This is a genomic window from Serratia sarumanii (assembly GCF_029962605.1).
Taxonomy (GTDB): domain Bacteria; phylum Pseudomonadota; class Gammaproteobacteria; order Enterobacterales; family Enterobacteriaceae; genus Serratia; species Serratia sarumanii.
In genome coordinates, this window is record NZ_CP124750.1 from 2,530,455 (window position 1) to 2,554,160 (window position 23,706).

The window sequence follows — 23,706 nt, forward strand, 5'->3', positions numbered from 1 at the left end:
CCCCTGTCCATGTGAAAGATCCTATTGTCGCCAACGCGACGCGGCTGTCCAGCCCCCGACGGCTATTTCTGCGCGGTTTCGGCGCGCAAACGGCTGACCTGCGCGGTCAGCTCGGGCCACGGCGCCTGACCGGCGTAGTGCTGCCGCAGATAGTTGAGCAGGATGGCTATCTGCGCGTCATCCAGGTTATGGCGGAAGCCCGGCATATAGCCCAGTTCGGCGTTGGCCGGCCGCTGTATGCCATCCAGCACCACGCGAATGGCGTTGTCCGGCGCCTCGGCGAACAGGTTGGTGTTCAGCGCCAGAGAAGGCCGCACCCCCGCCATCTGCGCGCCCTTTTCCTGCGCATGACAAGCCATGCAGGCGCCGGAAAACAGCCGCGCGCCTTGCGAGCTCAGGGGCTCGACCTGCCGCTTCGCCTTAGCGTTCAACGTGGCCGCCGTCGCGCCCGCCGCCGTTTCAGGATGATAGCTGCGCAGATAGACGGCGATCGCCTGCAGATCCGCCTGCGGCAAGCGGGACAACCCTTCTTCGATCACCGGCGCCATTGGGCCGGCGGCCACGCCGTGGTTGGCCGAGTAGCCGGTACGCATGAAATCGACCAGATCCTGCTGCGTCCAATCGAGCGGCGCGGGCGAGCGGCCGGTCAACGCCGGCGCCGTCCAGCCTTCCGCCACGCCGCCGGCCAGGTGGTCGCTACCGGTTTTCTCGCCGAACAACACGTTGCGCGGCGAGTGGCAGGCACTGCAATGCCCCAGCCCTTCGGCCAGATAAGCGCCGCGGTTCCAGGCGGCGCTTTGGGCCGGGTTTTCCTGCATCGCGCCCGGCGTCAGGAACAGCAGGTTCCAGGCGAAGATGCCCTGGCGGATATTGAACGGAAAGTGCAGATCGGTGGCCGGCGGCCGATAGTTGACCGGCGGTTGCGACATCAGGTAGGCGTACAGCGCCTGCAGATCGTCGTCACTCGTGCGGGTAAAGGCGGTATAGGGAAACGCCGGATAAAGGTAGCGGCCCTGGCGATCGACGCCGTGGCGCATGGCGCGTTCAAACGCCGCGTAACTCCAGCTGCCGATGCCGGTTTCCACGTCCGGCGTGATGTTGGTGCTGTAAATGGTGCCGAAGGGGATCGCCATCGCCAGCCCGCCGGCGTTGCGCTCGCCGCCTGAGCGGGTGTGGCACACCGCGCAATCGCCGAGATCGGCCAGCGTTTTGCCGCGCGCAATCTGCGCCTCGCTAAAACTGTGCGTCGCGTCGGCGGCGAGCGGCGCGATTTCCGGTTGCCAGCTGGCGACAACGCCGGCCACCACCACGGCGAGCACCGTAACCCCGCCCCACCCGGCGATCTTTTTCATCTTACTCATCTTTGCTGTCCTTGATCGTGACGGGGATTAATGGCCGGCCTGGGCGCGCAGCGCGGCAAGCACCCGCGCCGGCGTAAACGGCACCTCGCGCAGCCGCACGCCGAGCGCGTCAAACAGCGCGTTGCCGATCGCCGCCGCGCTCGGCACCGAGGCGGATTCTCCGGCGCCCATCGGCGCTTCCTCCGGGCGATCGATCAGCTGGATATCGATCTGCGGCAGCTCGTCGAAACGCAGGATCGGATAGCCGCCCCAGTCCAATGACGTCACCCCCGTCTTGTTGAAGGTCACGAACTCTTTCAGCACCCGGCTGGCGGACTGGATGACGTTGCCGTGCACCTGATGGCGCACCCCGGCCGGGTTGATCATGCGGCCGCAGTCATGCGCCACGAAGATTTTATCGAGCGTGATCTGCCCGGAGCGGCGGTTGACGCTGAGATCGCACACCCAGGCCGCCCAGGCGGCGCCGAAGCCGGGGAATTTGCTGTGAAAATAGCGCGCATAGGCGAAGCCGCGGCCGCTCACCACTTCGGCGCCGGCGGCGCGCGAGCGGTGCGCCGGGCCGTCTTGCCAGTTCGCCTGCCGTTTCAGCGCTTCAATCAACGCCACCGCGCGCGGATCGTTCAGATAGCGCAAACGAAACGCGATCGGATCCTCGCCGGCGCGCCAGGCCAGCTCGTCGATCCAGGACTCATGGGCGAACACGTTGGGCAGCGCCGAAACGCCGCGCATCCACGAAGCCCGCACGATCGGCGCGGCGTCCTGACAGACCACCCGCATGTGCGGATACTCGTATTGCGGAATGGCGGTGCGATCGCCCATTTGCTGCACGTCGCCCCGGTTGGCCACTTTGCCGGTCAACACCAGCGGCAAGGTCACGGCATTGTTGGAGGGGTAGCTGGTTTTCAATTCGTAGGCCGCCACCCGGTTTTGCGCGTCGAGGCCACCGCGCACCCGAATCAGCTGGCCGGTGCCCTTCGGCTCCCAGCCGGATTCCTGTTCGCGCATCAGCTGCACGCGCACCGGCCGGCCGGTGGCCCGCGCCAGCAGCGCCGCGTCCGCCGAGACGTCGTCGGCGCAGTTGCGGCCATAGCAGCCGGAGGCCTCCATGCGGGTGATGTGCACCTGCCCAGGCGGCAGCTCGAGCAGCCTGGCGATGTCTTTGCGCAGATCGTGCGGGTTTTGCGTGCCGGACCACACCTGCGCCCGCCCGTCTTTGACTTCCGCCACCGCGCAGGAAGGGCCGATCGAGGCGTGCTGATGGTAAGGCCAGACATAGTCGGCCTGCACTGCGGTATGCAGCAATGCCAGCGCGGCATCAGTGCCCGCGTCGTCGCGCAGCACGCGGTCGGTTTTCGGATTGGCCTCCAGCGCGGCGGGCAGCGCTTCCGGCGACAGATCCGGCAACCCGGCCCAGGGTTTCCATTCGGTTTTCAGTTGGCGCATGGCGGCGATCGCCTGCTCCTCGCGCTCGGCCACGATGCCGATGAAATCGTTGATCACCACCAGTTTCACGATGCCCGGCAGGTGCGCGATCGAGCTTTCATCCACCGACAGCAGGCCGCCGCCCAACGGCGCGCTGCTGTCGGCGCCTACGTATGGCGGGCGCACCACGCGGCCATGCAGCATGCCGGGCAAGCGCAGGTCGTGGACGTAGGTCAGCCCACCGCTGACCTTGGCCGGAATATCGACCCGGGGCACGGCGCGGCCCACGTAGTGGTTCTGCCGTTCGCTGTTCAGCTGCACGTTTTTATCCAGCATCACGTGCAGATTTTGCCCACTCGCCAGCTGCGCATAGCTCAGCGAGCGCCCTGGGTTCCTGGTCACAAATACCTGCCCCGCCGCCGCCGTCAGCTGTTCGGCCGGCAGTTCGAAGGCTTTGGCCGCCAGCGCCGTCAGCAGGTGCCGCACCTGCGCCGCCGCCTGCCGCAGCGGCACTGAGGTCACCTGAAGGGTGGCGCTGGCGATGGTCGGCCCCTGATCCGGCGTGCGTTGCGTATCGCCAAGGATCATCGTGACGTGATCAAACGGCACGCAAATTTCATCGGCGACGATCTGCGCCAGCGCGGTGCGAATGCCGGTGCCCAGATCGACGTGGCCGTTGAACGCCGTCACCCGGCCGTCGGCGGTGAGGCTGATAAAGCTGTCCACCCGATCCAGCGGCAGATCGGCGGGCGATGCAACCGACTCGGCGGCGAAGGCGCTCAATGGCGCAGGCAGCAGGCTGCTGACCATCACCACACCGCCGGCCTGCAGCAGCTGGCGGCGGGTCAGTTCGAGGCGGCTCATGCTTGCCTCCGCGCGGCCAGCAGATCGCGGGCGCGCTCGGCGGCGTGCAAGATCTCGATATGCGTGCCGCAGCGGCACAGGTTGTAAGCCAATTCTTTCTTGATGGTTTGTTCGTCGGCCTGCGGCTCGCGTTCGAACAGCGCGACCAGCGTCATGATCATGCCGTTGGCGCAGTAACCGCACTGCGCCGCCTGCTCATCGATAAACCCTTGCTGTACCGGATGCGGCGCTTCCGCGGTGCCCAGGCCTTCCAGCGTGGTGACGGATTTGTTTCCTACGGCGGACAGCGGCATTGAGCAGGAGCGTGCGGCGACGCCGTCGATCAGCACCGTGCAGGCGCCGCACTCCCCCAGGCCGCAGCCGTATTTGGGGCCGTTCAATTGCAGATCGTTGCGTAAAACATACAGCAGCGGGGTCTCGGGCGAGATATCGCCGAGTGGAACCACCCGGCCGTTAACATTGATTTCCATGGTGAAACTATCCCTTAAGCAAACGGATTTAATCCGTAACATCACTGCGATGAATAATTTCGCAGCGTGCTAATAATTATCATCAAAAGACTTGATAATGTTAAGGGAATGTGGCCGTCATGGCTTTAACGAAAAATGGGTATTTTCTATAAATTTCCTATAGATAAGCCCGGTTTTATGATTGCGCGCCGCGATTATTGGCGTTCGTCAACGCGGCCTCGGCGCCATAACTTTGCCGATCTTTCACTTTAGAAAGCAGAAACCGGCATTTTGCCGCCGGGATCCGCTGACTTATGCTAACCCGGTGTGATGAAACGCGTTTTCATGGCATGTCTTCCGGAACGTTTTGCTTTATTTGTTCGTCGTGAACCCTGGGCCGCGCCTGACTGGTGCGGCTTTTCTTTTTGCCCGGCAGTGCCAGCGGCGGTGAATTTTGCTATGTTAAGCCGCAGATAAGCTTCCCGTTTTCAGCCGCCGGACCGACTCATGTTTACCCATAAAGCAATCGCCGAGCTCAACGCCCTGGAGCTGATGGTTTATAACTACGTCAGCAAACACAAGAATCAAGTGATGTACATGACCATCCGCGAGCTGGCCGAGGCCGCCGGCGTGTCCACCACTACCGTGCTGCGGTTTTGCAAGAAAATGGGCTGTGACGGCTATTCGGAATTTCGCATCCGTTTCAAGCTGTATCTCGAACAGAGCGATGCGCCGCCGGTCGATTCCGGCATCGGCGAAATCCTCAGCTTTTTTAAAAGCGTCAGCAACGATGAGTTTAATCAGCTGATCGATCAGGCGGTGCAGCATATCGCCGCCGCCGAGCGAATTATTTTCGTCGGCATCAGCACCTCAGGCGCATTGGGGAAATATGGCGCGCGTTTTTTTTCCAACGTCGGGAAATTCAGTACCCACATCGACGATCCTTATTATCCCGTCAACAGCGACATGTATAAAAACGCGGTGGCGATCGTGCTGTCGGTTACCGGCGAAACCGAAGAGATCCTGCGGCTGGCCAGCCAGTTCAGCCTGCACCACTGCAAGATCATCAGCATTACCAACAACGAAACCTCTTCGCTGGCGCGGCTGGCGGACTTCAACCTCTCCTACCACGTTCCGCAGCATTTGATCGGCGGGCATCACAATATCACCACGCAGATCCCCGTGCTTTACATTATTGAAACCATCGGCAAACGGCTTGGGCATATTAATTCGGCCAAATAAAACAGGCTGTTTTTTTATTGTGACAAATCACTTTCCACGGTGATTTGTTATATCGTGACATTTCTTTCGCTCTTGCTACTCTATTCTCAACGCAGCGTTATTACCCTTCATTAAATAAACCGATGAGACATTGACGATGAAACAGTTGCCGAAGGATTTTCTGTGGGGGGGCGCGGTCGCCGCGCACCAGGTTGAAGGCGGTTGGGATCGGGGCGGCAAAGGGCCCAGCATCGCCGACGTGCTGTCCGGTGGTTCGCACGGCGTGGATCGCGTGATGACCGACGGCGTGCTCGACGGCTATCGCTACCCCAACCACGAAGCGGTGGATTTCTACGGCCACTATAAGCAGGACGTGGCGCTGTTCGCCGAGATGGGCTTCAAATGCTTCCGCACCTCGATCGCCTGGACGCGCATCTTCCCGAACGGCGACGAAGCGGCGCCGAACGAAGCCGGCCTGCAGTTTTACGACGACCTGTTCGACGAACTGCTGAAATACGGCATCCAGCCGGTGATCACCCTGTCCCACTTCGAAATGCCTTACCATCTGGTGAAGGCCTACGGCGGCTGGAAAAATCGCCGGGTGGTGGAGTTCTTCGTGCGCTTCAGCGAGGTGGTGATGCGCCGCTACCGCGAAAAAGTGAAGTACTGGATGACCTTCAACGAGATCAACAACCAGAGCAACTACCGCTATCCGCTGTTCGGCTACTGCTGCTCCGGCGTGGATTACACCCGGGAAGACAACCCGGAACAGGCGCTGTATCAGGTGCTGCACCACCAGTTCGTCGCCAGCGCGCAGGTGGTCAAACTCGGCCATCAGATCAACCCGGAATTCAAGATCGGCTGCATGCTGGCCTGCGTGCCGTTCTACCCCTATTCCTGCAAGCCGGACGACGTGATGTACGCCGTCGAGGCGATGCACCAGCGCTATCTGTATACCGACGTGCAGATGCGCGGTTACTATCCAAGCTACCTGCTGCGCGATTGGGAACGCAAAGGGCTGAAGATCGAGATGCAGCCGCAGGACGCGCAGATCCTACGCGAGGGCTGCACCGACTACATCGGCTTCAGTTATTACATGAGCAACGCCCTGCAGGCTAACGCGGTGGACGGCAGCGACGGCATGTTCGGTTTCCCGGGCAACGTGCCGAACCCGCATGTCAAGGCCTCCGACTGGGGCTGGCAGATCGATCCGGTCGGGCTGCGCTATTCGCTGAACGTGCTGTATGAGCGCTATCAGAAGCCGCTGTTTATCGTGGAGAACGGCTTCGGCGCCTTCGACAAGGTGGAAGCGGACGGTCAGATCAACGATGACTACCGCATCGACTATCTGCGCGCCCATATCGAAGAGATGAAAAAAGCGGTGATTGAAGACGGCGTAGACCTGATCGGCTACACGCCGTGGGGCTGCATCGACTGCGTGTCGTTCACCACCGGCGAGTACAGCAAACGCTACGGCTTCATCTACGTCGACAAACACGACGACGGCACCGGCACGCTCGAGCGCTCGCGCAAGAAGAGCTTCGACTGGTATCGCCGGGTGATCGCCAGCAACGGCGAACAGCTGTAACCGCACGCAGGCAATCAGGGGACCCTGCTCGCCGCACGCCGCCCATGCCTCACGGCATGGGCATTTTCGCTTATAGTGCCGGGAATGGCGCCCCGACATAATTCTCCGCCAGCATCGTCATGGCGCTGCGCGATTTCACCGTGTACTGCAATTCTGACAGTTGCAGCCGATGCTCGAAAGGCGTCCCGTCCCGACGGGTATGCAGCATGTGGGTCATCCACCAGGAAAAATGCTCTGCGCGCCAGACCCGCTGCAAAGCGGTGTCGCTGTACTCGTCCAGCCGTTGCCAGTCGCCTCGCCGGTAAAACGTCTCCAGCGCCTGGGACAACAGGCAGACATCGGCCATCGCCAGATTCAGCCCTTTGGCTCCGGTCGGCGGCACGATATGCGCCGCGTCGCCCGCCAGCAGCAGGCGTCTGTAGCGCATCGGTTCTGTAACGAAGCTGCGCATGCCGACCACGTTTTTCTGGAAGATACGGCCCTTTTTCAGCGCCCAGCCTTCATGGTTTTCCAGCCGCTGTTCCAGTTCGTGCCAGATGCGATCGTCCGACCATTGATCGACCTGTTCCGCCGGATGGCACTGAAAATACATGCGCTGTACGCCGGCCGAACGGGTGCTGATCAGCGCAAAGCCGCGCGGATGGCTGGCGTAGATCAGCTCGTCGCTGGAGGGCGGCGCTTCGACCAGAATGCCGAACCAGCCGAACGGATAGATGCGGGTGTAATCCTGCCGCAGCCCGCCGGGCATCGCCGCGCGGCTGATGCCGTGGAATCCGTCGCATCCGATGACGAAGTCGCAGCGGAGCTGGCGCGGCTGGTCTGCGTGACGGTAGTGAACCTCGGGCTGCGCGCTGTCCAGCGCCTTCAATTCAACCTGCTCCACTTCGAAAAACAGTTGCCCCTGCGCCGCCACACGCGCGGCGATCAGGTCTTTCAAGACTTCGTGCTGGGCATAAACGGTGACGGCGCGGTCGGTCAATCCCGCCAGATCGATGCGGTGCTGGCGGCCACCGAATGCCAGCCGGATGCCCTGATGCCGCGCCCCTTCCCGCCGCATCCGCTCTCCCAATCCGACCTGGTTGAGCAGATCGACCGTCCCTTGTTCGAGCACCCCGGCGCGAATGGTCGATTCCACCGCCGCCCGGCTGCGCGTTTCCAACACCACCGATTCCACGCCATGCAGATGCAGCAGATGAGACAACATCAAGCCGGCCGGGCCGGCGCCGATTATCGCAACCTGTGTGCGCATAGTATTATTCCCTCACAGCATTTTTATTGAGCGGCGCCGGCAGCACCGGGTAGCCGGAAAGGTGCTTGGCGATCAACGCCAGCGCCGCGATCAGCGCCGGGATGGCCAGCAGTGTGAATATGGTGCTGAACGACAGCTGCATCTGCATCAGCGCACCACCGCTCATCGCCCCCAGAATGCCGCCAAAACGCCCGAGACCGAGCATCCATGCCACGCCGGTCGCCCGGCTCTGGGTGGGATAAAATCCGGCCGCCAGGGCCGGCATGGATGACTGCGCGCCGTTCATGCAGGTGCCGGCGATGAACACCGTGATCGCCATCAGCGGCGGGTAGCTATAGACAAAGCCGATGATGCCGACGAACAGGCCGGTGAGCAAATAGCCGACGGCCACCACCTTGTGCGGGTTCATGCGATCCATCAACCAACCGATAATCAATACGCCGAGCCCCCCGCCGAGCGGAAACAGCGCGGTGATCAGCGACGCCTGCGTGACGGAAGCGCCGGTTTCACGGATCAACAGGGGCAGCCAACTGGTCAGCAGATAGAAAATCATCAACCCCATAAAGTAAGTCAGGCACAGCATCAAGGTGCCCAGCAGATAGCGACGGGAAAAAATCATCCCCAGCGGCGAGGCCGCCTTTATCTGCCCCTCTTCCTGCAACATGAAATGCGGCGTCTTTGGCAGTGGCGCAATGCGCTTCAACACTTTGGCGATGCGTTCTGCGGCATAGCCGCGCGCAACCATAAAGCGCGCGGATTCAGGCAAGGCGGCGATCAAGACCAGCGCCAGCAGCAGCGGCATGACGCCACCCAGCACCATCACGCTCTGCCATCCGAAATGCGGGATCAGCCAGGCGGAAGAAAAGCCGCCCAGCGATGAGCCGAGAGGAAAACCGCAAAACATCAGATTCACCATCAGAGCCCGGCAGCGCTGAGGCGCATATTCCGACATCAGCGTGGCGGCATTGGGCATGGCCGCCCCCAATCCCAGCCCCGTCAGGAAACGCAACAGCGTCAGCGTTGACAGCGAGCCGGCGAAGGCGGTCAGCAAACTGAAGCCGCCGAACAGCAGCAGCGAGATCACCAGCACTTTCTTGCGCCCGATACGATCCGCCAACGGCCCGGCGGCCAACGCGCCCACCGCCAGGCCGACCAAAGCAGCGCTCATCACCGGCCCCAGAGAGGTTTTTTCTATTCCCCACTCCTGCACCAGCGACGTGGCAATGAAACCGATAATGGCGGTATCGAAGCCGTCCAGCGCTACCGCCAAGAAACACAAAACCAGTATCAACCACTGGTAGCGAGAAAATGGCTGGTCATCGATAAACCCTCGGATTTCTACGTTGTTATCGTGTGGCATGGCTTGCTCCTCAGGGGGTGCGGCAACCCTCACCGCACAGAACAGCCGGCTGCGTACCGGCAAGAGGGTTAATTTGTGCGATTATCGGAACATAGTTCGTTAATCGACAATTAAATCAAACCACCCCACGGCGAATGCTTCAATATTGTTAAAACAATAAGCGTGCGATAAACGAACATCAGAGGACGGTAAATAAAATAATTTTATTTACTATTAATGGGATGGGGTTGTTTTTTCCGTTACCACAGAATGAGGGTTTGTGATTCAATTAACATTTTAGAAACATTGGCGCTACCCTGTTTGGCGCTGACCATCGGCCTGAAGGCACAGACGCTTTTCGAACGGCGCTCGCCCTCTAAAAAGGGAGCGAGCGCAAGAAACGCCCTTATTGACTCAGAGACGCCTGCCCGGCGGCGAGGTACTTCGCCATTTCCGCCGGCGGCACCATGCCGCCACCGGTCGCCCACACCAGGTGCGTCGCCTGCGTCAGGCTCTCTGTGCTCACGCCTTGCTCGCTGAGCTGCCGCGCCTGGGCCGCAACGCGCCACGGCCCGGCCATGCCAGCCAGCGCGGACGGCTCCAGCTGGATATGCTCGTGCTTGTCCAACAGCCCGAGCAGCGCAAACATCTCTTCGTCGCTCAGGGTGTAAAATGCGCTCAACAGGCGCTCCATCGCCCGGCCGACAAAGCCGGAGGCGCGTCCCACCGCCAGCCCGTCCGCCGCGGTGCGGTTATCGATGCCAAGATCCTGCACCGCAATGCCGTCGTGCAGCCCGCTGTAAACGCCGAGCAACATGCAGGGCGAATGGGTCGGCTCGGCGAAAACGCAGTGAACATGGTCGCCGAAGGCCAGCTTGAGGCCAAACGCCACGCCGCCCGGCCCACCGCCGACGCCGCACGGCAGATACACGAACAGCGGATGCTGTGCGTCCACCACGATGCCCTGTTGGTCAAACTGCCGCTTCAGGCGGCCGCCGGCCACCGCGTAGCCGAGAAACAGGGTTTGCGAGTTTTCATCATCGATAAAGAAACAGCGCGGATCGCTCGCCGCCTGCTTGCGCCCCTGCTCGACCGCCACGCCGTAATCTTCGGCGTACTCCACCACCGTGACGCCGTTGTCGCGCAGCTTTTGCTTCTTCCACGCCCGCGCGTCCGCCGACATGTGGACGCTGACGTCAAACCCCAGTCGGGCGCTGATGATGCCGATAGAGAGCCCCAGGTTGCCGGTCGAACCGACGGCGATGCGGTACTGGCGGAAGAATTGGCGAAACTCGTCGGAAAACAGCCGGGCGTAGTCGTCGCCGATCTGCAGCAGCCCCGCCTCCAGCGCCAGCTTCTCCGCGTGCGTCAGCACCTCGTAGATGCCGCCGCGCGCCTTGATTGAGCCGGAGATCGGCAGATGGCTGTCCTTTTTCAGCAGCAGCTTCCCGCCAAGCCGCAGCCCATAGCGCCGCTCCAACGCCTGCTGCATGGCGGGGATCGCCACCAGCTCGGATTCGATGATCCCCTTTGTCGGCCGGGTTTCCGGGAAGGCCACGGCGAGATAAGGCGCAAAGCGCGCTAGGCGCTGCTCCGCGGCGGCGACGTCGGCGGCGGTCAGGCCGACATGGGGCAAGCCTGCGGCCAGCGTTGTCGCGCGCGGATTGAACCAGGTGATAGGCTCGAGGGCGACCATTCGTTGCAACAGCGGGTGCTGCGCAACCCACGGTTGAATCTGTGATTTTTGCATAAGTGTCCCTGACTCTGATTTGGCGTTGCCGTCACCATGCCGCGAACGCCGGCGGCTGACAAATGATAAATACTGAGCTTGAGATGCAACAGATTGATGCAAGCGCGGCGCTACCCGGCCGCGACGCCAAACCAGATCAGAATACCCGCCACGCCCGGCAAAATCGGCGCACCGCCGGTTTTCGCGGCGGTGCCGCCAGGAATGCCGAGGGAAACCAGCGCCGATGCGTTAAGTGCTGCGCTCTCGATGCATCTTTTATCCGCTAACCCCGCGCCGCCGCTTCCAGGCCGGCGATGTCGATTTTGCCCATCAGCAGCATCGCTTCCGTGACCCGCCGCACGCGCGCGGCGTCGGGATCGTTCATCAGCTCGGTCAGGCGCCGCGGCACGATCTGCCAGCACAACCCCCAGCGATCGCGCAGCCAGCCGCACTGCTCCGCCTCGCCGCCCACGCACAACGCATCCCACAGCCGGTCGACCTCCGCCTGATCGTCGCATTCCACCATCACGGAGAAGCTGTGGTTGAACGGATCCAACGGCCCGGCTTCGATCGCCGCATAGCGCTGGTCGCCCAGGGTGAAGGAAGCCAGCTTCACGCTGCCGGCCGGGCCGCTCGGCGTATCCGCCGGCAGATCGGAAAACCAGTTCACGGACGAACCGGGGATCAGCGCGACATAGCAATTCAGCGCCGCCTCCATGTCTTTTTCAAACCACAGATGTTGCGTAATTCTGGCCATCTGCGCCTCCTTAGGTATCGAGGATCGGCGCGAACCCGCCAAAGATCATGCGCTTGCCGTCAAACGGCATCTCGCCCAGCGCCTTCATGCGCGGATCGTTCATCATTTTCTCGTTGGCGGCGTCGCGCACCGCCTTGGAGGGGTACTCTATCCAGCTGAACACCACCACTTCGCCTTCCTGCGCCTTCACCGCGCCGCGAAAGTCGGTAAGTTTGCCGTCGGGCACATCATCGCCCCAGCACTCCACGACGCGCGTGGCGCCAAACTCTTTAAACAGCGGCGCCGCTGCGGCCGCCAACCGGTGATATGCCTCCTTATTGGCGGCCGGCACCGCCACCACAAACCCGTCTACGTATTTCATTCTGATATCCTCTTGTCTGATTAAGGACAGTCGGTTCAGCGCGGGCAAAGTAGTCCGCGCCCCCTACCAGTTTAGACGGCGGGCGTGCGGCACGGATCGGAAGTTCAGCGGTCAGGATCGTTCGGCGGGCAAGATTCCGGCGTGGCGACCCGGTTACGGCCGGCGTTTTTCGCTTTGTATACCGCCAGATCCGCCAGTTTGAGCAGGTCGGCCAGGCTGTGGCCGGAACCGCCCGGGCAGGTTACCATGCCGATGCTGACGGTGATCTGCAGCGGATGGCCGGCCGGCATGGTGATCGATTCCGCCTCAATGCGTTGCCGCAGCCGTTCGGCCAGCTGCACCCCCTGCTGCGGCTGGCCGAGCGTCGAGACGATGGCGAACTCTTCCCCGCCCATGCGGCCGAACAGATCATCGACGCTCAGATCGGCGGCAATCGCACGGGTAAACGCCATCAGCGCCTGATCGCCACCGGCGTGGCCGAAACGGTCATTGATCGATTTGAAGTAATCGATGTCGAGCATCATGACGCACACCAGCTCGCCTTTCTGGTCTATCACTCGCTCGCCGCGCTGCATAAACGCATTGCGCGTCAGCACGTGGGTCAACGCATCGTGACTCGCCACGTGCTCCAGCGTGCGCAACAGCGCGTTGCGCGCATAGTTCATGCTGGCGACGGCAATCGGCCCCAGCGCCAGCAGCGCGATGCCCAAACGCATCGATACCGTGTTCTGCAGCACCTTCATGTCGAGCGTGGTGCTCAGTAACCCGAAATCGATCGCCAGATGGCACCACAGCACATAAACCAGCACCGCGATCATGGTGCTGAACAGCGAAAAGGACATCGCCAGCCACAGCAGCACCGGCATGGGAAAGATCACCGCGCCGGGGCCGCCGATCAGCACGCTGCAGACCGCCGCCAGCGCCAGCAGCGCCAACACCGCCATTTTCCGCCCCGCCTGCGGCCATTGGCTGCGCTGCGTCAACATGGCGCAGGCCACGCGCAGGCGATAGCGCCAATCAGCGGGAAACACCAGAATAAACGGCATCAGCGTGACGTAGTTGGTGAATTCGGACGAGAACCACAGCGCCAGCGAGGTTAAATAGGGCCTGCCGAACAGCCACTGCGAGACTCCCGCGCCCACTACACCGGTCGCGGCGGCGGCGGCCAGGCAAATACCGAACAGGTACATACTGGAGGCGCCGCGCTGTAGCATGCGCGCCGGCGGCGACAGCCGCATGAACAGCAGATACCCCACCACCACGCCGGTCAGATTGGCAGCGTTCAGCAGCAACGCCTTTTGCAGCGAGCTGCCGGTCAGCAGATCCGCCGCCAGATACCCCAGCACCGCCATGCCCCAGCCGGCGCGCGTAGCCCACTGCGGGCAGCGCACCAGAACCGCCAGCAGTACGGCGTTGACCGGCCAGAATACCGCCAAAAATCCGACGGGACGGCTGACGATGCCCAGCAGGCAAGCCGCGAACACCAACAAAAAGACGGTGAGTGCGGGCCAGATTTTCCGGGTATCGGACAACGAGGTGGTTTGCATCTTGGATCCAGAGACTTCTGCTGTGTAAGGTGACAATCTGTTCGTGTCACAACCGTCGACGATGAGGAGAAGATAAGCGGCCGACCCGCCTATTATTGCCAGTTTTAGCGGCCCGAGCACCTGTTTATTCATCAAGGGAAAATATATTTGTGTATCAATGTATTGACGGCAGTTGCTCGTCTGGCGCAGAAACTGCTGAAGCAGCCGCGCCCCAGACGGCCTGACACCGGCAAAAACCGCCGTCTTGTTCCTAAAAAGTAAAATAAGATTGGGCGATGTGCGGAGATTTTTTCCCCCCACGTCAAAGCGCCTTGCGGTACATCACAAAACCGGGGCGCTCCGCCATCTGGTCATACAGCCGCATGGCGGTCTGGTTGGTTTCGTGGGCATTCCAGTAAACGCGCGGCAACGATGATGGTTCGGGTGAGAAAGACTAAACTTCTGAACCTGCTCTATATTGCCCCCATTTCAGTACTGAATTAACGCCGATGGAGAGGAACGGCTCCGGCGGGGTTTTATTCGGGCCCGGTGACGCCACAAGGAAGTCGATCAACTCATTGCGCTCACCGGCAATCATATCCGCCAGCAGTTTGCCGGTAGCCGTGCCGCGCGTGATACCCAACCCGTTGCAGCACAGCGCGCCGTACACGTTGGGTGCCAGCTGGCCGAAGAAACCCTCATGATTCTCCGACAGACAAATAGCCCCACTCCAGGAATAGGCGAAATCAACCTGGTCAAGCGTCGGAAAACGGCGCTCAAAGGATTTACGGTGGTTAGCGATAAAGTTCTTCAGATGGTGCTCGCGCGGACGACCATCTGGGTGGAAGCTGAAGCTGTTGCGTACCAGTATGCGGTTATCTACCGTCCGGCGTACGGTGCTGCCAAACGGATGCGCGGGGATAACGCCCCAGACCGGTTTGCCGCCCAGCCGGGTCTGCTCATCGGCGGTCAGCGGGCGGGTCAGGCTACCGTACAGGAAGGTCGGCAGCAGGCGTCCGCGCAGGAAGCCAAAGTGCGCCGCAAATGCGTTGTTCGCCAGAATCAACTTATCTGCCGTGATGCTGCCTTTGTCATGCACCAGCGTCACTTTGTCGCCATAATTAATAGCCGTGATCGGCGTATACTCGTAAAGCGTCACGTTCGATGGCAGATTGTTCGCCAGCCCTTTCACCAGCGCCGACGGTTGCAGCAGGATGGTGCCGGGAATATAAAGCGCCTGTTTGTAGTAACGGGTGCCGATGTGGTCAGGTAGATCCTTGCCCGTTATCATCTGCGTTTCGCGGCCAATCTTCTCTAGCCCGCGGCGGTAGGCCTCAAGAATCGCCACGCCCTGCTCGCCCACGGCAGCTTGATATTTCCCGGATTCTGACATCTGACACTCAATTCCGTGCTCCTGCACAATAGCACGCAGATAGTTCTGCCCCAGCGTATTGAGCTGCAGGATAAGCCTGGCGGTTTTGACATCGCCGATGTAGTCCCTGGCGCCGATATCGTGCGGCACATCAATGGCAAAACCCGCATTGCGCCCGGCAGGGCCATAGCCCACTTCCTGCGCTTCAATCAGTACAATTTCATCGTCAGGAAAGTGGATCGCCATCTGGCGGGCGGCTGCCAGCCCGGTTAACCCGGCCCCCACAATGGCCCAGCGAGCGTGTTTTTGCCCCACGTGAGCAGGCCGCGGGGGGCGAGATGGGCTGGTGTGATACCACCCTGGCAGGGCGTCATCAGCAGGGAGAGAAGTGATCTTTTGCACGCTGTTTACTCCGGTTCGCTGTTATTTTTCTTTTGCGCTTAGCAGGTCAGTAAGCGCGGTATGAACTCATGTTATCCATGTCGAAAAAATGAATACGTGATGAATATCTCATGTATACAACAAGTATAAAAATAGTTAAATCCAGGTTAATTTGGACGTGGAAAAGCCCCGAGCGAGTAACGCTCAGGGCGTGTTACGATTTGAAAGTAGCCCCCAAGCGAATGCCTGGGAGCACGCCATCAGGTGGGGTTATTCAGGTGACTGGATGCGCTCATCGGCCTTAAGTCCCTGCGGCGCAATAAAGATCTCCATGTTTTCCCGGGAGAGTTCCCAGTGTTCGAACACCAGATCCACTACCGCCTGCTCATCGTGCGCTTCCAGTGCGACGATAAACGCATCGTGATGATCGGCAGCCAGTTGTAAACGCCGTTCCATGTCATCATTACGTGGACGGAAAAAGGTGTGACCGATACGGCAGTGATCGATCAGCAAGCGTCCGAGGCTCGGTTGCAAATAGGGGTTAGCCGCCATTTCCCCCATGATCTCGTGAAAGCGGTTGTTCTCCAGAGCCAACGCTTCGACATCATGGCTCTGAACCGCTTTGCGAAAGCGCTTTTGAGTTTCTTTTAGCGCCTTCAACTGCGCGGGTTTGTAGTGCTGAGCTGCAAGGCGCCCGGTGGCCGCATAGATCATCGGTGCCACCAGAAAAAAGTTGCGCAGCGTGGCATGGCTCATGGGAATCACGCGTACGCCACGCTTTTCAACGATCTCGAGATACCCTTCACCTGCCAGGCGCTGAAACACTTCGCGCACCGGTGTCCGTGACAGGCCGTACTGAGCGGTCAGACTGGCTTCATCCAACAGCTCATCCGGGTCGAGTTCCATCGTTAAGATAAGCCGCTTGAGATCCTCGTACAGCGCTGTCTTACCCGTTCTCATTACCGCCTCCTGAAAATCGACCCGTGATGCTTAACTATGATGCTGCTTAACCTACAGATAAAGGTAAGCTACGGCAAAATTTATCCGCAACGGCGATCACGTTCTGTGCATTTTACTGGCTGTCCGGTAAATCAGCATCAGAACCGGTTCCGGGTCCCGATCGGGCGAATGACGCAGGATCTCCCCACGCAGCCAGACAATTTCACTGTCGGCGCACTGATGGAAAGATCCCATCTCCCGAGCATTCTTTAGCCATTTAATAATAAAGGCATTTTTTTGCCGGTTGGAGGTAATGCGTCCCAGCTTCTTCGACAGCCCCACCGCCACCAGAAGACAGAAATAGAAATGGATTCTGTCTTCCAGGCCACGAAGCACGGCTTCAGGCGTCGTCTTCAGCAACATCAACCCAGATGGTCTTCAGCTCGGTGTACTGGTCAAGCGCAAACACTGATTTATCGCGACCGCCAAAACCGGACTGCCTGTAGCCGCCAAACGGCGTGGTTGCGTCCCCCTCTCCGAAGCAGTTCACGGTCACTGTTCCGGCGCGAATAGCGCGAGAAACGCGGATGGCGCGATTAAGCTTGCCGGTATAAACCGACGCCGCCAGGCCGTATGGGGTGTCGTTGGCCAGCGCGATGGCCTCGCCTTCGGTTTTAAACGTGGTGACGCACAGCACCGGGCCGAAAATCTCCTCCCGGAACAGCGCGCTTTCCGGCGTCACGCCATCGATGAGGGTCGGCTGCACGTAAGCCCCCTGCTTCGTGTTACCTCCGTGCAGAATAGGTAACCCTTCCTGGCGCGCGATATCAAGATAGCGGCTCACCTTACTAAAGTGCTCAGGAGAGATCATCGCACCCAGCCGATTGCGCGGATCGAACGGGTTACCCATCGTCCAGTTACCGATTTGCTTCGCCATCTCCGCCAACAGCGCTTCCTTCACATCTTCCTGCACCAGCAGGCGCGAGGTCGCGGAGCAGTTCTCGCCCATGTTCCAGAACGCACCGTTAAGCACATGTTCGGCAACCGCAGCGATATCGTCGGCATCGTTAAACACCAGCGCCGGGTTTTTGCCGCCGCACTCCAGCACGACCTTTTTGAGATTGGATTCCGCCGCATAGTGCAGGAAGCGACGTCCGGTGGCGGTGGAGCCGGTAAAGCTCACCATATCAATATCCGGATGCAAACCAATCGGCTCGCCGACTTCTTTTCCGGTACCGGTCACAATATTCAATACCCCCGCAGGAACGCCCGCTTCAAACGCCAGTTCAGCCACGCGCAGCGACGTCAGAGACGTTTGTTCAGCCGGTTTCACCACCACCGAACACCCTGCCGCCAATGCCGGGCCAATTTTCCAGGCGAGCATCAGCAGCGGGAAATTCCACGGCAGAACGCAGCCCACCACGCCAATCGGTTCACGCACTATCAGCGCCATCGCATTATTGCCTACCGGCGCCGTGTGGTCGTAAAGCTTGTCGATGGCTTCCGCATGCCACTTCAGCACATGGATAGTCTCCGGTACGTCCACCGCCAGACACTCGCTGACCGGCTTACCGCTGTCGAGGCTTTCCAGCACAGCCAGCGATGCGAGCTGCTGTTCCATCAGCGCCGCCAGTTTTAGCAGCACCGCCTTGCGTTCGCCCGGAGCCAATTTGCTCCAGCTTCCGGCCTCAAAGGCTGTGCGAGCCGTGCTCACCGCCGCGTTAACGTCGGATTCATCGCAGGCAGCAAGATTTACGATGGCTTCACCGGTCGCCGGGTTGTACGTCGTCAAGGTTTTACCGGAACGCGCCGGGGCGAAACGGCCATTGATAAACGCCTTGTCCGGAAGCGTAAGTTCATGCGCCAAGCGCGTTACATCGTTGAGTGTCTGAAGCTGTTTCATTCCGCCCCCTTACGCCGCCGTGGCCGCAGCCACGTTGCGTTTCACCCCGGCAATCACCGCTTTCAGCTGTGCTTTCTCTTCTTCGTCCAGACTTTGCAGCGGCGCACGCACCTGGCCCGAGGTCAGACCGTTCAACTCGCAGCCATAGCGGATGGACTGCACAAACTTTCCGCAGTCGAGGAAGTTCATCAGCGGCATCATGGCGGCCATAATTTTGCGGCCTTTCGCGAAGTCCTTTTCCACTACGCAAGCCTCATACAGCGCCACGTGTTCACGCGGAATAAAGTTAGAACCGGCGCACACCCAGCTGCGTGCTCCCCAAGCAAAGAACTCCAGCGCCTGATCGTCCCAGCCGCAGGAGAGCGCAATGTTCGGAAATTTACAGGCCAGCAAATGCAGGTTATTGAAATCGCCCGAGCTTTCTTTAATGGCGACCACGTTGGACGAGCGGCTTACCTCGCGGAAGTAGGTTTCACCCATGGTGATCCCCATACGGCCTGGGTAGTTGTAGAGCATGATCGGCAACTGCGCGGCTTTATCCACTGTTAGCGCGTGATGGGCATTTTCCTGCTCTGTAGGCAGCGCGTACGGCGGCGAGGTCACCAGAATAGCGTCGGCTTTAATCTCGCGGGCATGCTTCGCGTAGTCCACCGCATCTTCGGTACGGATTGCCCCGGTTCCAACAATCAGCGGCAGACGGTTGCCAATGACTTGACGCGCATGCTCGGCCAGCGCCTTACGCTCTTCGGCGCTCTGGGCATAGTATTCGCCGGTTGAACCGCCAATGATGATGCCGTGAACTCGAGCTTCAATCAGGGATTCCAGCACATCCGCAAAGCGGGCGAAATCAATACTGCCATCGGCCGCGTAAGGGGTAATTGCCGGGGTGTAGATACCTTCAAATGTCAACACGATAACCTCCAGGGGGGGATTCACGACCGCGATGGTCTGTTCAGCAGCTCGAGGCTGCGTTTGTTAAGAATTTGCACACAGATGTGAAAGGGGTCAATGAACGAATATTTTTTGTATACATTAAAAATACAACGTAAATACCGATGAGTAGTAAGATCCTACACCGATGTTATTTTTAATCATTAATAATCAATAAATTAAAAATTAAATTTTGATGTAGTAATTTCATACATGATTTCAGATAACGATCACATTCCGGAATTTTTGCCTCCAGAGACATATTTACAGCACCAATACGGAGGCATAGCTTTAAGTCTGGATTTAACCAGAATTTAACAGCAAGCCGGTTCGGTTGTGATGGAAATGTAAATAGAGGTACAGGGTATGCCCCAGAAAAAAGCGACGCTCATCGGACTGATAGCCATCCTGCTGTGGAGCGCAATCGTTGGGTTGATTAAAAGCGTGAGCGAAGGTTTTGGCCCGGTGGGCGGTGCGGCGCTGATCTACACCTGTAGCGCAGTCCTGCTGTTATTCACCGTTGGCTTCCCGAAATTGCGGCTGTTTCCACCGAGCTATCTGATCCTCGGCAGCATCCTGTTTGTCTGTTATGAACTCTGTCTGTCGCTGTCGCTGGGCTTCACCCATTCCGGCCGTCAGGCCATTGAGGTCGGGATGGTGAACTATCTCTGGCCGAGTATGACCATATTACTGTCGGTTATCGTGAACCGACAAAAGACCAACCCGCTGATTATTCCGGGCGTCATTTTAGCCGTCGCCGGAATTTGCCGGGTATTAGGAGGCGAACAGGGTTTCTCTTTCACTGAGATGACCCATAACGTAATGGAAAATCCGCTCAGTTATGGCCTGGCATTTAGTGGCGCCATTATTTGGGCAATATATTGCGTGGTCACCAAAATCATCGCCAATGGCAATAACGGCATTACCCTGTTCTTTATTTTGACCGCACTGACGTTATGGGGGAAATACCTCACTTCCCCGCAACCAGAATTTATTCTCTCCTGGCATACATGGATAAGTTTATTGCTGGCCGCCATCGCCATGGGGTTTGGTTATGCCGCCTGGAACGTCGGCATTCTACACGGCAATGTGACAGTGCTGGCGGCCGCTTCGTACTTTATCCCGATTATCTCGGCGGTACTGGCTGCGGTTATGTTGAAGTCACACCTGAACATCGCGTTCTGGCAAGGCACTGCCATGGTGAGCCTGGGCTCGCTGCTCTGCTGGTGGTCTACCCGCAGTTCTGCGCCGAAAGCCTTACCTGTAATAAAAGAAAGTAAGTAAGACCCTAATAATAAAAAACATCTTACCCGACCATCCTGCACCGGAGGAGTATTTATAATGAACGACCAAAATTAGCAGAAAAAATATTCATTACGTTCGATTTAACAATATTACCTGACCTACATTTAAACCGCGATCGTCGGATTAGCGGCAATGGCTTCGTGTACCCGTTGCAGGCCGTTAATCCGACGACATCGGGGAAAGACAGGAGTTACCATGTCAAATACCATTTCTGTAGAAGACGTTCCCCTTAACCGCTTTCACCGGTTGCTGACCGTGCGTTCGGGAGGTGGATCCTTTGTCGATGGCTACGTGCTCAGTATTATCGGCATCGCCATGATGAAAGTCTCACCTGCACTAGGTCTGAGCGCATTCTGGGAAGGATTGATTGCCGCCTCGGCGCTGATCGGTATCTTCTTCGGTGGTTTTATCGGCGGTGCGCTGACTGACCGTCTTGGCCGCCGCGTACTCTATTTCGTTGGGCCGACGCTGTTTGTCGTCTGCTCTCTGGCGCAATACTGGGTGCAAAGCGGTGAAGTGCTGTTTGCGCTGCGCTTTATGAATGGCGTTGCCGTCGGGATTGAATACCCGGTCGCGACCGCTTTCCTGGTGGAATTTCTGCCGAAGAAAAACCGCGGCCCCTGCCTCGCGACGCTGACCATCCTCTGGTTCGCAGGCGCAGCCGTGGCGTACCTGGCCGGCGAAGCCATTCTTAATTTTGGTGGACCTGACGCCTGGCGCCTGACGCTGGCGAGTACGGCCGTCATTGGCGCTCTGCTGTTCATCGTGCGTCTGGGCACCCCGGAATCCCCGCGCTGGCTGTTAAGTAAAGGCCGCCATGCCGAGGCAGAAGCGATCATCCGCCGCGTTTACGGCCCTGAGTTTGGTCTGGATAACTTACCGGTACAGGCTGAAAGCAAAAACCTTTCTTTTGCCAACCTGCTCCATTCCGGTTACGGCAAGCGCATGGCGTTTGTGGCGATTTTCTGGACCTGCTCCGTCATTCCGGTATTTGCCGTCTATGCCTTTGCCCCTAAGGTGCTGGATGCGCTGCACCTCAGGGGCAACTGGGCATCCTATGGATCCGTTGCCATTACCCTGCTGTTCGTGGTGGGCTGCGTCATCGCGACTCGCCTGATTAATGTCCTGGGACGCCGTAAGCTGCTGCTGCACAGTTTCCTGTGGTCAGGCCTTGCGCTGTTGCTGCTAGGCTTTCTGCGTGATGGTCCGTCTGCGGTGATCCTGCTGATGTTCGGTCTGTACGCGCTGTTCATCGGAGGGGCGCAGGTGCTGCAGTTGGTCTATCCCAATGAGATCTTCCCGACTGAAATTCGCGCCGGTGCCGTAGGCGTAGGGACGTCGCTGTCGCGCATCGGCGCGGCGGTGGGCACCTGGCTGGTGCCGCTTTCGTTGCAGAATATTGGGATTGGTCCGACGATGTATATCGCTGCAGCGATCACCTTCTTTGGTCTGATAGTGTCGTGGTTTATGGCACCGGAAACCAATGCACGCAGTCTGGAAGACGCCTCCTCATTAGAGGAGGAACCTCCGCGTAACAAGGTTTCAATGCAGGGGGTCATGCCGAAACGACACTCTCTTTGATTCACCGGGGCTGCATAACTGCAGCCCTATTTACTCCTTCACCAACTTTTCCACTTCCCTGCGTCGCTTGCGGAACGAACTCGGTGTCTCACCGTATTGCTTACGAAACCACGAAATGAGATGCGACGCGTCCGAAAATCCGGTCGCGGTGGCAATTTCGTTAATACTGTTACTTGAATCGGCCATCAGCTTTCGCGCCTGCTCCAACCGCATACTGCGCCAGTAAACGGCTGCTGAGTGGCCAGTGCATTTGGTGAATATCAGATTGAGCTGACGAAAGGTCACACCCGCAAAATCCGCCACGTCGGCGAGCGGGATCGGTGAATCAAGGTGCTGTTTCATAAATTCAATGACCTTACTGACCCGTTCGTTCTCATACACATCCGGCGCATTAAGCGGGGCTTTCTGCTTCGTCTTTCCGGCAGGTTGTGGCGCGTCCATCAGTAGATATTTCAGTACCTTCTGCGAGCGTACCAGGCCGCAATGCTGACGGATCAGATCGGCCGCCAGGTCAATTGCCATGCCGCCCGGACAGGAGATAATCCCGCCGTCTTTAATATAGGTTTTGTCGATTACCGGAATGGCTTTTGGAAAACGAAGCCGAAACTCGTCGCGGGTAGTGAAGTGGATCGCACAGTGATGATTATCCAGCAGCCCGGCGTTACCGGCAACGAACGCTCCGCTGCACAGCGTAATGATTGGAATATTGCGGGCGTGCAGATCCCGCAGCGCCTGTAACAACCATTCTGGCGGGTTGCGAGTCTCTTCGAGCAATCCGCCAGCGACCACGAAATAATCCCAGTCTCTGGAAAAATCGAGCTTCGCAGTCGGTGATACCGGCAAACCGCAGCTGGCAGTGACCGGCCGATCGTCGCAGGTCATCCACTCCCACTGGCAAAAAATCTGCCGGCTGGAGAAGGATTCATCCGCCGCAAAGCGCAGAGATTCCACCAGGCCGGCAACCGAAGCCAGCGTAAATTGCTTCATCAGCAAAAAACCCATTGTCAGGTCGGGTTTTGGCTCGATGTTTTTTTCATAGGCGTTCTTCATCAGACTCCTGCAATCCTCCAGCTTGTTCAGAAGACATTACGGATCGGCGATGTCCCGAGTATTTAGACCAACGGCGATCGGCTTCTCGGCGCTATTGCCCAACTTTTAACTGGTCGCATAACGTTTTCCACCAGTATGGCGTACTACCCTGCACGGCGCTTAGGTGCATTAATGGACAATCACGGAGCGATAGCAGAGAGACAGCCAGGAGCCGAATGTGCAGATTTACACACATATTGCGAACGGTACAACCGTTGTATAGCAAAGTGATCCGTCTTGTGTGTGACTCCACCCGCGGACTTATGGTCTGCTGTATCGCGTAAGTCATCAGGAGATATCAGGACACTACCGATACCGCTGTATAGATCGCACCGGCGAG

20 protein-coding genes are annotated in these 23,706 nt (G+C 59.0%); 5 read left to right on the forward strand and 15 right to left on the reverse strand.

Features of this window, described 5'->3' with window-relative positions:
• Positions 1 to 62 precede the first annotated feature (62 nt).
• From SSARUM_RS12045 to SSARUM_RS12055, 3 genes are read right to left on the reverse strand one after another with little or no spacing between them, the layout of a single operon-like run.
• Positions 63 to 1,361, reverse strand: coding sequence for a c-type cytochrome (locus SSARUM_RS12045; protein ID WP_060430101.1), 1,299 nt, complete (start codon positions 1,359 to 1,361; stop codon positions 63 to 65).
• Between the two features lie 27 nt (positions 1,362 to 1,388).
• Positions 1,389 to 3,647 (reverse strand): xanthine dehydrogenase family protein molybdopterin-binding subunit, encoded by a 2,259-nt coding sequence (locus SSARUM_RS12050; RefSeq protein WP_048321597.1) that lies wholly within the window; start codon positions 3,645 to 3,647, stop codon positions 1,389 to 1,391.
• The gene (locus SSARUM_RS12055) at positions 3,644 to 4,117 is read right to left on the reverse strand and encodes a (2Fe-2S)-binding protein (protein ID WP_033634592.1); all 474 of its coding nucleotides are present in this window, start codon (positions 4,115 to 4,117) and stop codon (positions 3,644 to 3,646) included. The genes SSARUM_RS12050 and SSARUM_RS12055 overlap by 4 nt, the downstream gene beginning before the upstream one ends.
• 486 nt (positions 4,118 to 4,603) lie before the next feature.
• Here SSARUM_RS12055 and SSARUM_RS12060 point away from each other — a divergent pair, with 486 nt between their 5' ends.
• Complete coding sequence (locus SSARUM_RS12060; protein ID WP_033648369.1) at positions 4,604 to 5,338, forward strand: MurR/RpiR family transcriptional regulator; 735 nt, start codon at positions 4,604 to 4,606, stop codon at positions 5,336 to 5,338.
• A 130-nt stretch (positions 5,339 to 5,468) separates the two neighbouring features.
• Positions 5,469 to 6,905 carry a 6-phospho-beta-glucosidase gene (locus SSARUM_RS12065; protein ID WP_089185395.1) on the forward strand — a complete coding sequence of 479 codons (1,437 nt, stop codon included), beginning with the start codon at positions 5,469 to 5,471 and terminating at the stop codon, positions 6,903 to 6,905.
• A gap of 70 nt (positions 6,906 to 6,975) precedes the next feature.
• Here SSARUM_RS12065 and SSARUM_RS12070 read toward each other — a convergent pair whose 3' ends face one another.
• The 3 genes from SSARUM_RS12070 to SSARUM_RS12080 form a co-directional block, all read right to left on the reverse strand.
• On the reverse strand, positions 6,976 to 8,154 hold the full coding sequence (locus SSARUM_RS12070) for a 4-hydroxybenzoate 3-monooxygenase (RefSeq protein WP_060430103.1): 1,179 nt from the start codon (positions 8,152 to 8,154) through the stop codon (positions 6,976 to 6,978).
• 4 nt (positions 8,155 to 8,158) lie between these two features.
• Positions 8,159 to 9,514: an MFS transporter gene (locus tag SSARUM_RS12075; RefSeq protein ID WP_043147495.1), complete on the reverse strand. Its 1,356-nt coding sequence runs from the start codon at positions 9,512 to 9,514 to the stop codon at positions 8,159 to 8,161.
• Positions 9,515 to 9,899: 385 nt separating this feature from the next.
• A complete protein-coding gene (locus SSARUM_RS12080; RefSeq protein WP_060430105.1) occupies positions 9,900 to 11,243 on the reverse strand; it encodes a D-serine ammonia-lyase in 1,344 nt (447 codons plus the stop codon).
• Between the two features lie 83 nt (positions 11,244 to 11,326).
• On the opposite strand from SSARUM_RS12080, the gene SSARUM_RS12085 reads away from it, so the two are divergent.
• Complete coding sequence (locus SSARUM_RS12085) at positions 11,327 to 11,509, forward strand: hypothetical protein (RefSeq protein WP_154611269.1); 183 nt, start codon at positions 11,327 to 11,329, stop codon at positions 11,507 to 11,509.
• On the opposite strand, the gene SSARUM_RS12090 is transcribed toward SSARUM_RS12085, so the two are convergent.
• The 8 genes from SSARUM_RS12090 to SSARUM_RS12125 form a co-directional block, all read right to left on the reverse strand.
• Positions 11,506 to 11,979 carry a VOC family protein gene (locus tag SSARUM_RS12090; RefSeq protein ID WP_033634598.1) on the reverse strand — a complete coding sequence of 158 codons (474 nt, stop codon included), beginning with the start codon at positions 11,977 to 11,979 and terminating at the stop codon, positions 11,506 to 11,508. The genes SSARUM_RS12085 and SSARUM_RS12090 overlap by 4 nt on opposite strands.
• A 10-nt stretch (positions 11,980 to 11,989) precedes the next feature.
• The gene (locus SSARUM_RS12095) at positions 11,990 to 12,340 is read right to left on the reverse strand and encodes a DUF1428 domain-containing protein (RefSeq protein ID WP_033634599.1); all 351 of its coding nucleotides are present in this window, start codon (positions 12,338 to 12,340) and stop codon (positions 11,990 to 11,992) included.
• Between the two features lie 104 nt (positions 12,341 to 12,444).
• Complete coding sequence (locus tag SSARUM_RS12100) at positions 12,445 to 13,887, reverse strand: GGDEF domain-containing protein (protein ID WP_033648375.1); 1,443 nt, start codon at positions 13,885 to 13,887, stop codon at positions 12,445 to 12,447.
• A 433-nt stretch (positions 13,888 to 14,320) separates the two neighbouring features.
• Positions 14,321 to 15,640: an NAD(P)/FAD-dependent oxidoreductase gene (locus SSARUM_RS12105; protein WP_060430107.1), complete on the reverse strand. Its 1,320-nt coding sequence runs from the start codon at positions 15,638 to 15,640 to the stop codon at positions 14,321 to 14,323.
• 249 nt (positions 15,641 to 15,889) lie between these two features.
• The gene (locus tag SSARUM_RS12110; RefSeq protein WP_033648377.1) at positions 15,890 to 16,579 is read right to left on the reverse strand and encodes a GntR family transcriptional regulator; all 690 of its coding nucleotides are present in this window, start codon (positions 16,577 to 16,579) and stop codon (positions 15,890 to 15,892) included.
• A gap of 96 nt (positions 16,580 to 16,675) precedes the next feature.
• The gene (locus tag SSARUM_RS12115) at positions 16,676 to 16,981 is read right to left on the reverse strand and encodes a hypothetical protein (protein ID WP_049196879.1); all 306 of its coding nucleotides are present in this window, start codon (positions 16,979 to 16,981) and stop codon (positions 16,676 to 16,678) included.
• On the reverse strand, positions 16,959 to 18,461 hold the full coding sequence (locus SSARUM_RS12120) for an aldehyde dehydrogenase (protein WP_049212235.1): 1,503 nt from the start codon (positions 18,459 to 18,461) through the stop codon (positions 16,959 to 16,961). Before SSARUM_RS12120 ends, SSARUM_RS12115 begins: the two co-directional genes overlap by 23 nt.
• 9 nt (positions 18,462 to 18,470) lie before the next feature.
• Positions 18,471 to 19,373: a dihydrodipicolinate synthase family protein gene (locus SSARUM_RS12125; RefSeq protein ID WP_089185396.1), complete on the reverse strand. Its 903-nt coding sequence runs from the start codon at positions 19,371 to 19,373 to the stop codon at positions 18,471 to 18,473.
• Between the two features lie 384 nt (positions 19,374 to 19,757).
• Here SSARUM_RS12125 and yddG point away from each other — a divergent pair, with 384 nt between their 5' ends.
• Entirely contained in the window at positions 19,758 to 20,675 is a 918-nt protein-coding gene (yddG, locus tag SSARUM_RS12130; protein ID WP_049233237.1) for an aromatic amino acid DMT transporter YddG, read from the forward strand.
• 216 nt (positions 20,676 to 20,891) lie between these two features.
• Positions 20,892 to 22,277 carry an MFS transporter gene (locus SSARUM_RS12135; protein ID WP_039566025.1) on the forward strand — a complete coding sequence of 462 codons (1,386 nt, stop codon included), beginning with the start codon at positions 20,892 to 20,894 and terminating at the stop codon, positions 22,275 to 22,277.
• 30 nt (positions 22,278 to 22,307) lie between these two features.
• Here the strand turns inward: SSARUM_RS12135 and SSARUM_RS12140 are convergent, their stop codons facing one another.
• Positions 22,308 to 23,327, reverse strand: a complete 1,020-nt coding sequence (locus SSARUM_RS12140; protein ID WP_043147502.1) for a GlxA family transcriptional regulator — start codon at positions 23,325 to 23,327, stop codon at positions 22,308 to 22,310.
• Positions 23,328 to 23,706: the final 379 nt, after the last annotated feature.

Excerpts from the sequence above, each read along its gene's own strand:
- SSARUM_RS12045 (WP_060430101.1), bottom strand. The coding sequence starts at position 1,361 with ATGAGTAAGATGAAAAAGATCGCCGGGTGGGGCGGGGTTACGGTGCTC.
- SSARUM_RS12050 (WP_048321597.1), bottom strand. The coding sequence starts at position 3,647 with ATGAGCCGCCTCGAACTGACCCGCCGCCAGCTGCTGCAGGCCGGCGGT.
- SSARUM_RS12055 (WP_033634592.1), bottom strand. The coding sequence starts at position 4,117 with ATGGAAATCAATGTTAACGGCCGGGTGGTTCCACTCGGCGATATCTCG.
- SSARUM_RS12060 (WP_033648369.1), top strand. The coding sequence starts at position 4,604 with ATGTTTACCCATAAAGCAATCGCCGAGCTCAACGCCCTGGAGCTGATG.
- SSARUM_RS12070 (WP_060430103.1), bottom strand. The coding sequence starts at position 8,154 with ATGCGCACACAGGTTGCGATAATCGGCGCCGGCCCGGCCGGCTTGATG.
- SSARUM_RS12075 (WP_043147495.1), bottom strand. The coding sequence starts at position 9,514 with ATGCCACACGATAACAACGTAGAAATCCGAGGGTTTATCGATGACCAG.
- SSARUM_RS12080 (WP_060430105.1), bottom strand. The coding sequence starts at position 11,243 with ATGCAAAAATCACAGATTCAACCGTGGGTTGCGCAGCACCCGCTGTTG.
- SSARUM_RS12085 (WP_154611269.1), top strand. The coding sequence starts at position 11,327 with ATGCAACAGATTGATGCAAGCGCGGCGCTACCCGGCCGCGACGCCAAA.
- SSARUM_RS12090 (WP_033634598.1), bottom strand. The coding sequence starts at position 11,979 with ATGGCCAGAATTACGCAACATCTGTGGTTTGAAAAAGACATGGAGGCG.
- SSARUM_RS12095 (WP_033634599.1), bottom strand. The coding sequence starts at position 12,340 with ATGAAATACGTAGACGGGTTTGTGGTGGCGGTGCCGGCCGCCAATAAG.
- SSARUM_RS12100 (WP_033648375.1), bottom strand. The coding sequence starts at position 13,887 with ATGCAAACCACCTCGTTGTCCGATACCCGGAAAATCTGGCCCGCACTC.
- SSARUM_RS12110 (WP_033648377.1), bottom strand. The coding sequence starts at position 16,579 with ATGAGAACGGGTAAGACAGCGCTGTACGAGGATCTCAAGCGGCTTATC.
- SSARUM_RS12115 (WP_049196879.1), bottom strand. The coding sequence starts at position 16,981 with ATGTTGCTGAAGACGACGCCTGAAGCCGTGCTTCGTGGCCTGGAAGAC.
- SSARUM_RS12120 (WP_049212235.1), bottom strand. The coding sequence starts at position 18,461 with ATGAAACAGCTTCAGACACTCAACGATGTAACGCGCTTGGCGCATGAA.
- yddG (WP_049233237.1), top strand. The coding sequence starts at position 19,758 with ATGCCCCAGAAAAAAGCGACGCTCATCGGACTGATAGCCATCCTGCTG.
- SSARUM_RS12135 (WP_039566025.1), top strand. The coding sequence starts at position 20,892 with ATGTCAAATACCATTTCTGTAGAAGACGTTCCCCTTAACCGCTTTCAC.
- SSARUM_RS12140 (WP_043147502.1), bottom strand. The coding sequence starts at position 23,327 with ATGAAGAACGCCTATGAAAAAAACATCGAGCCAAAACCCGACCTGACA.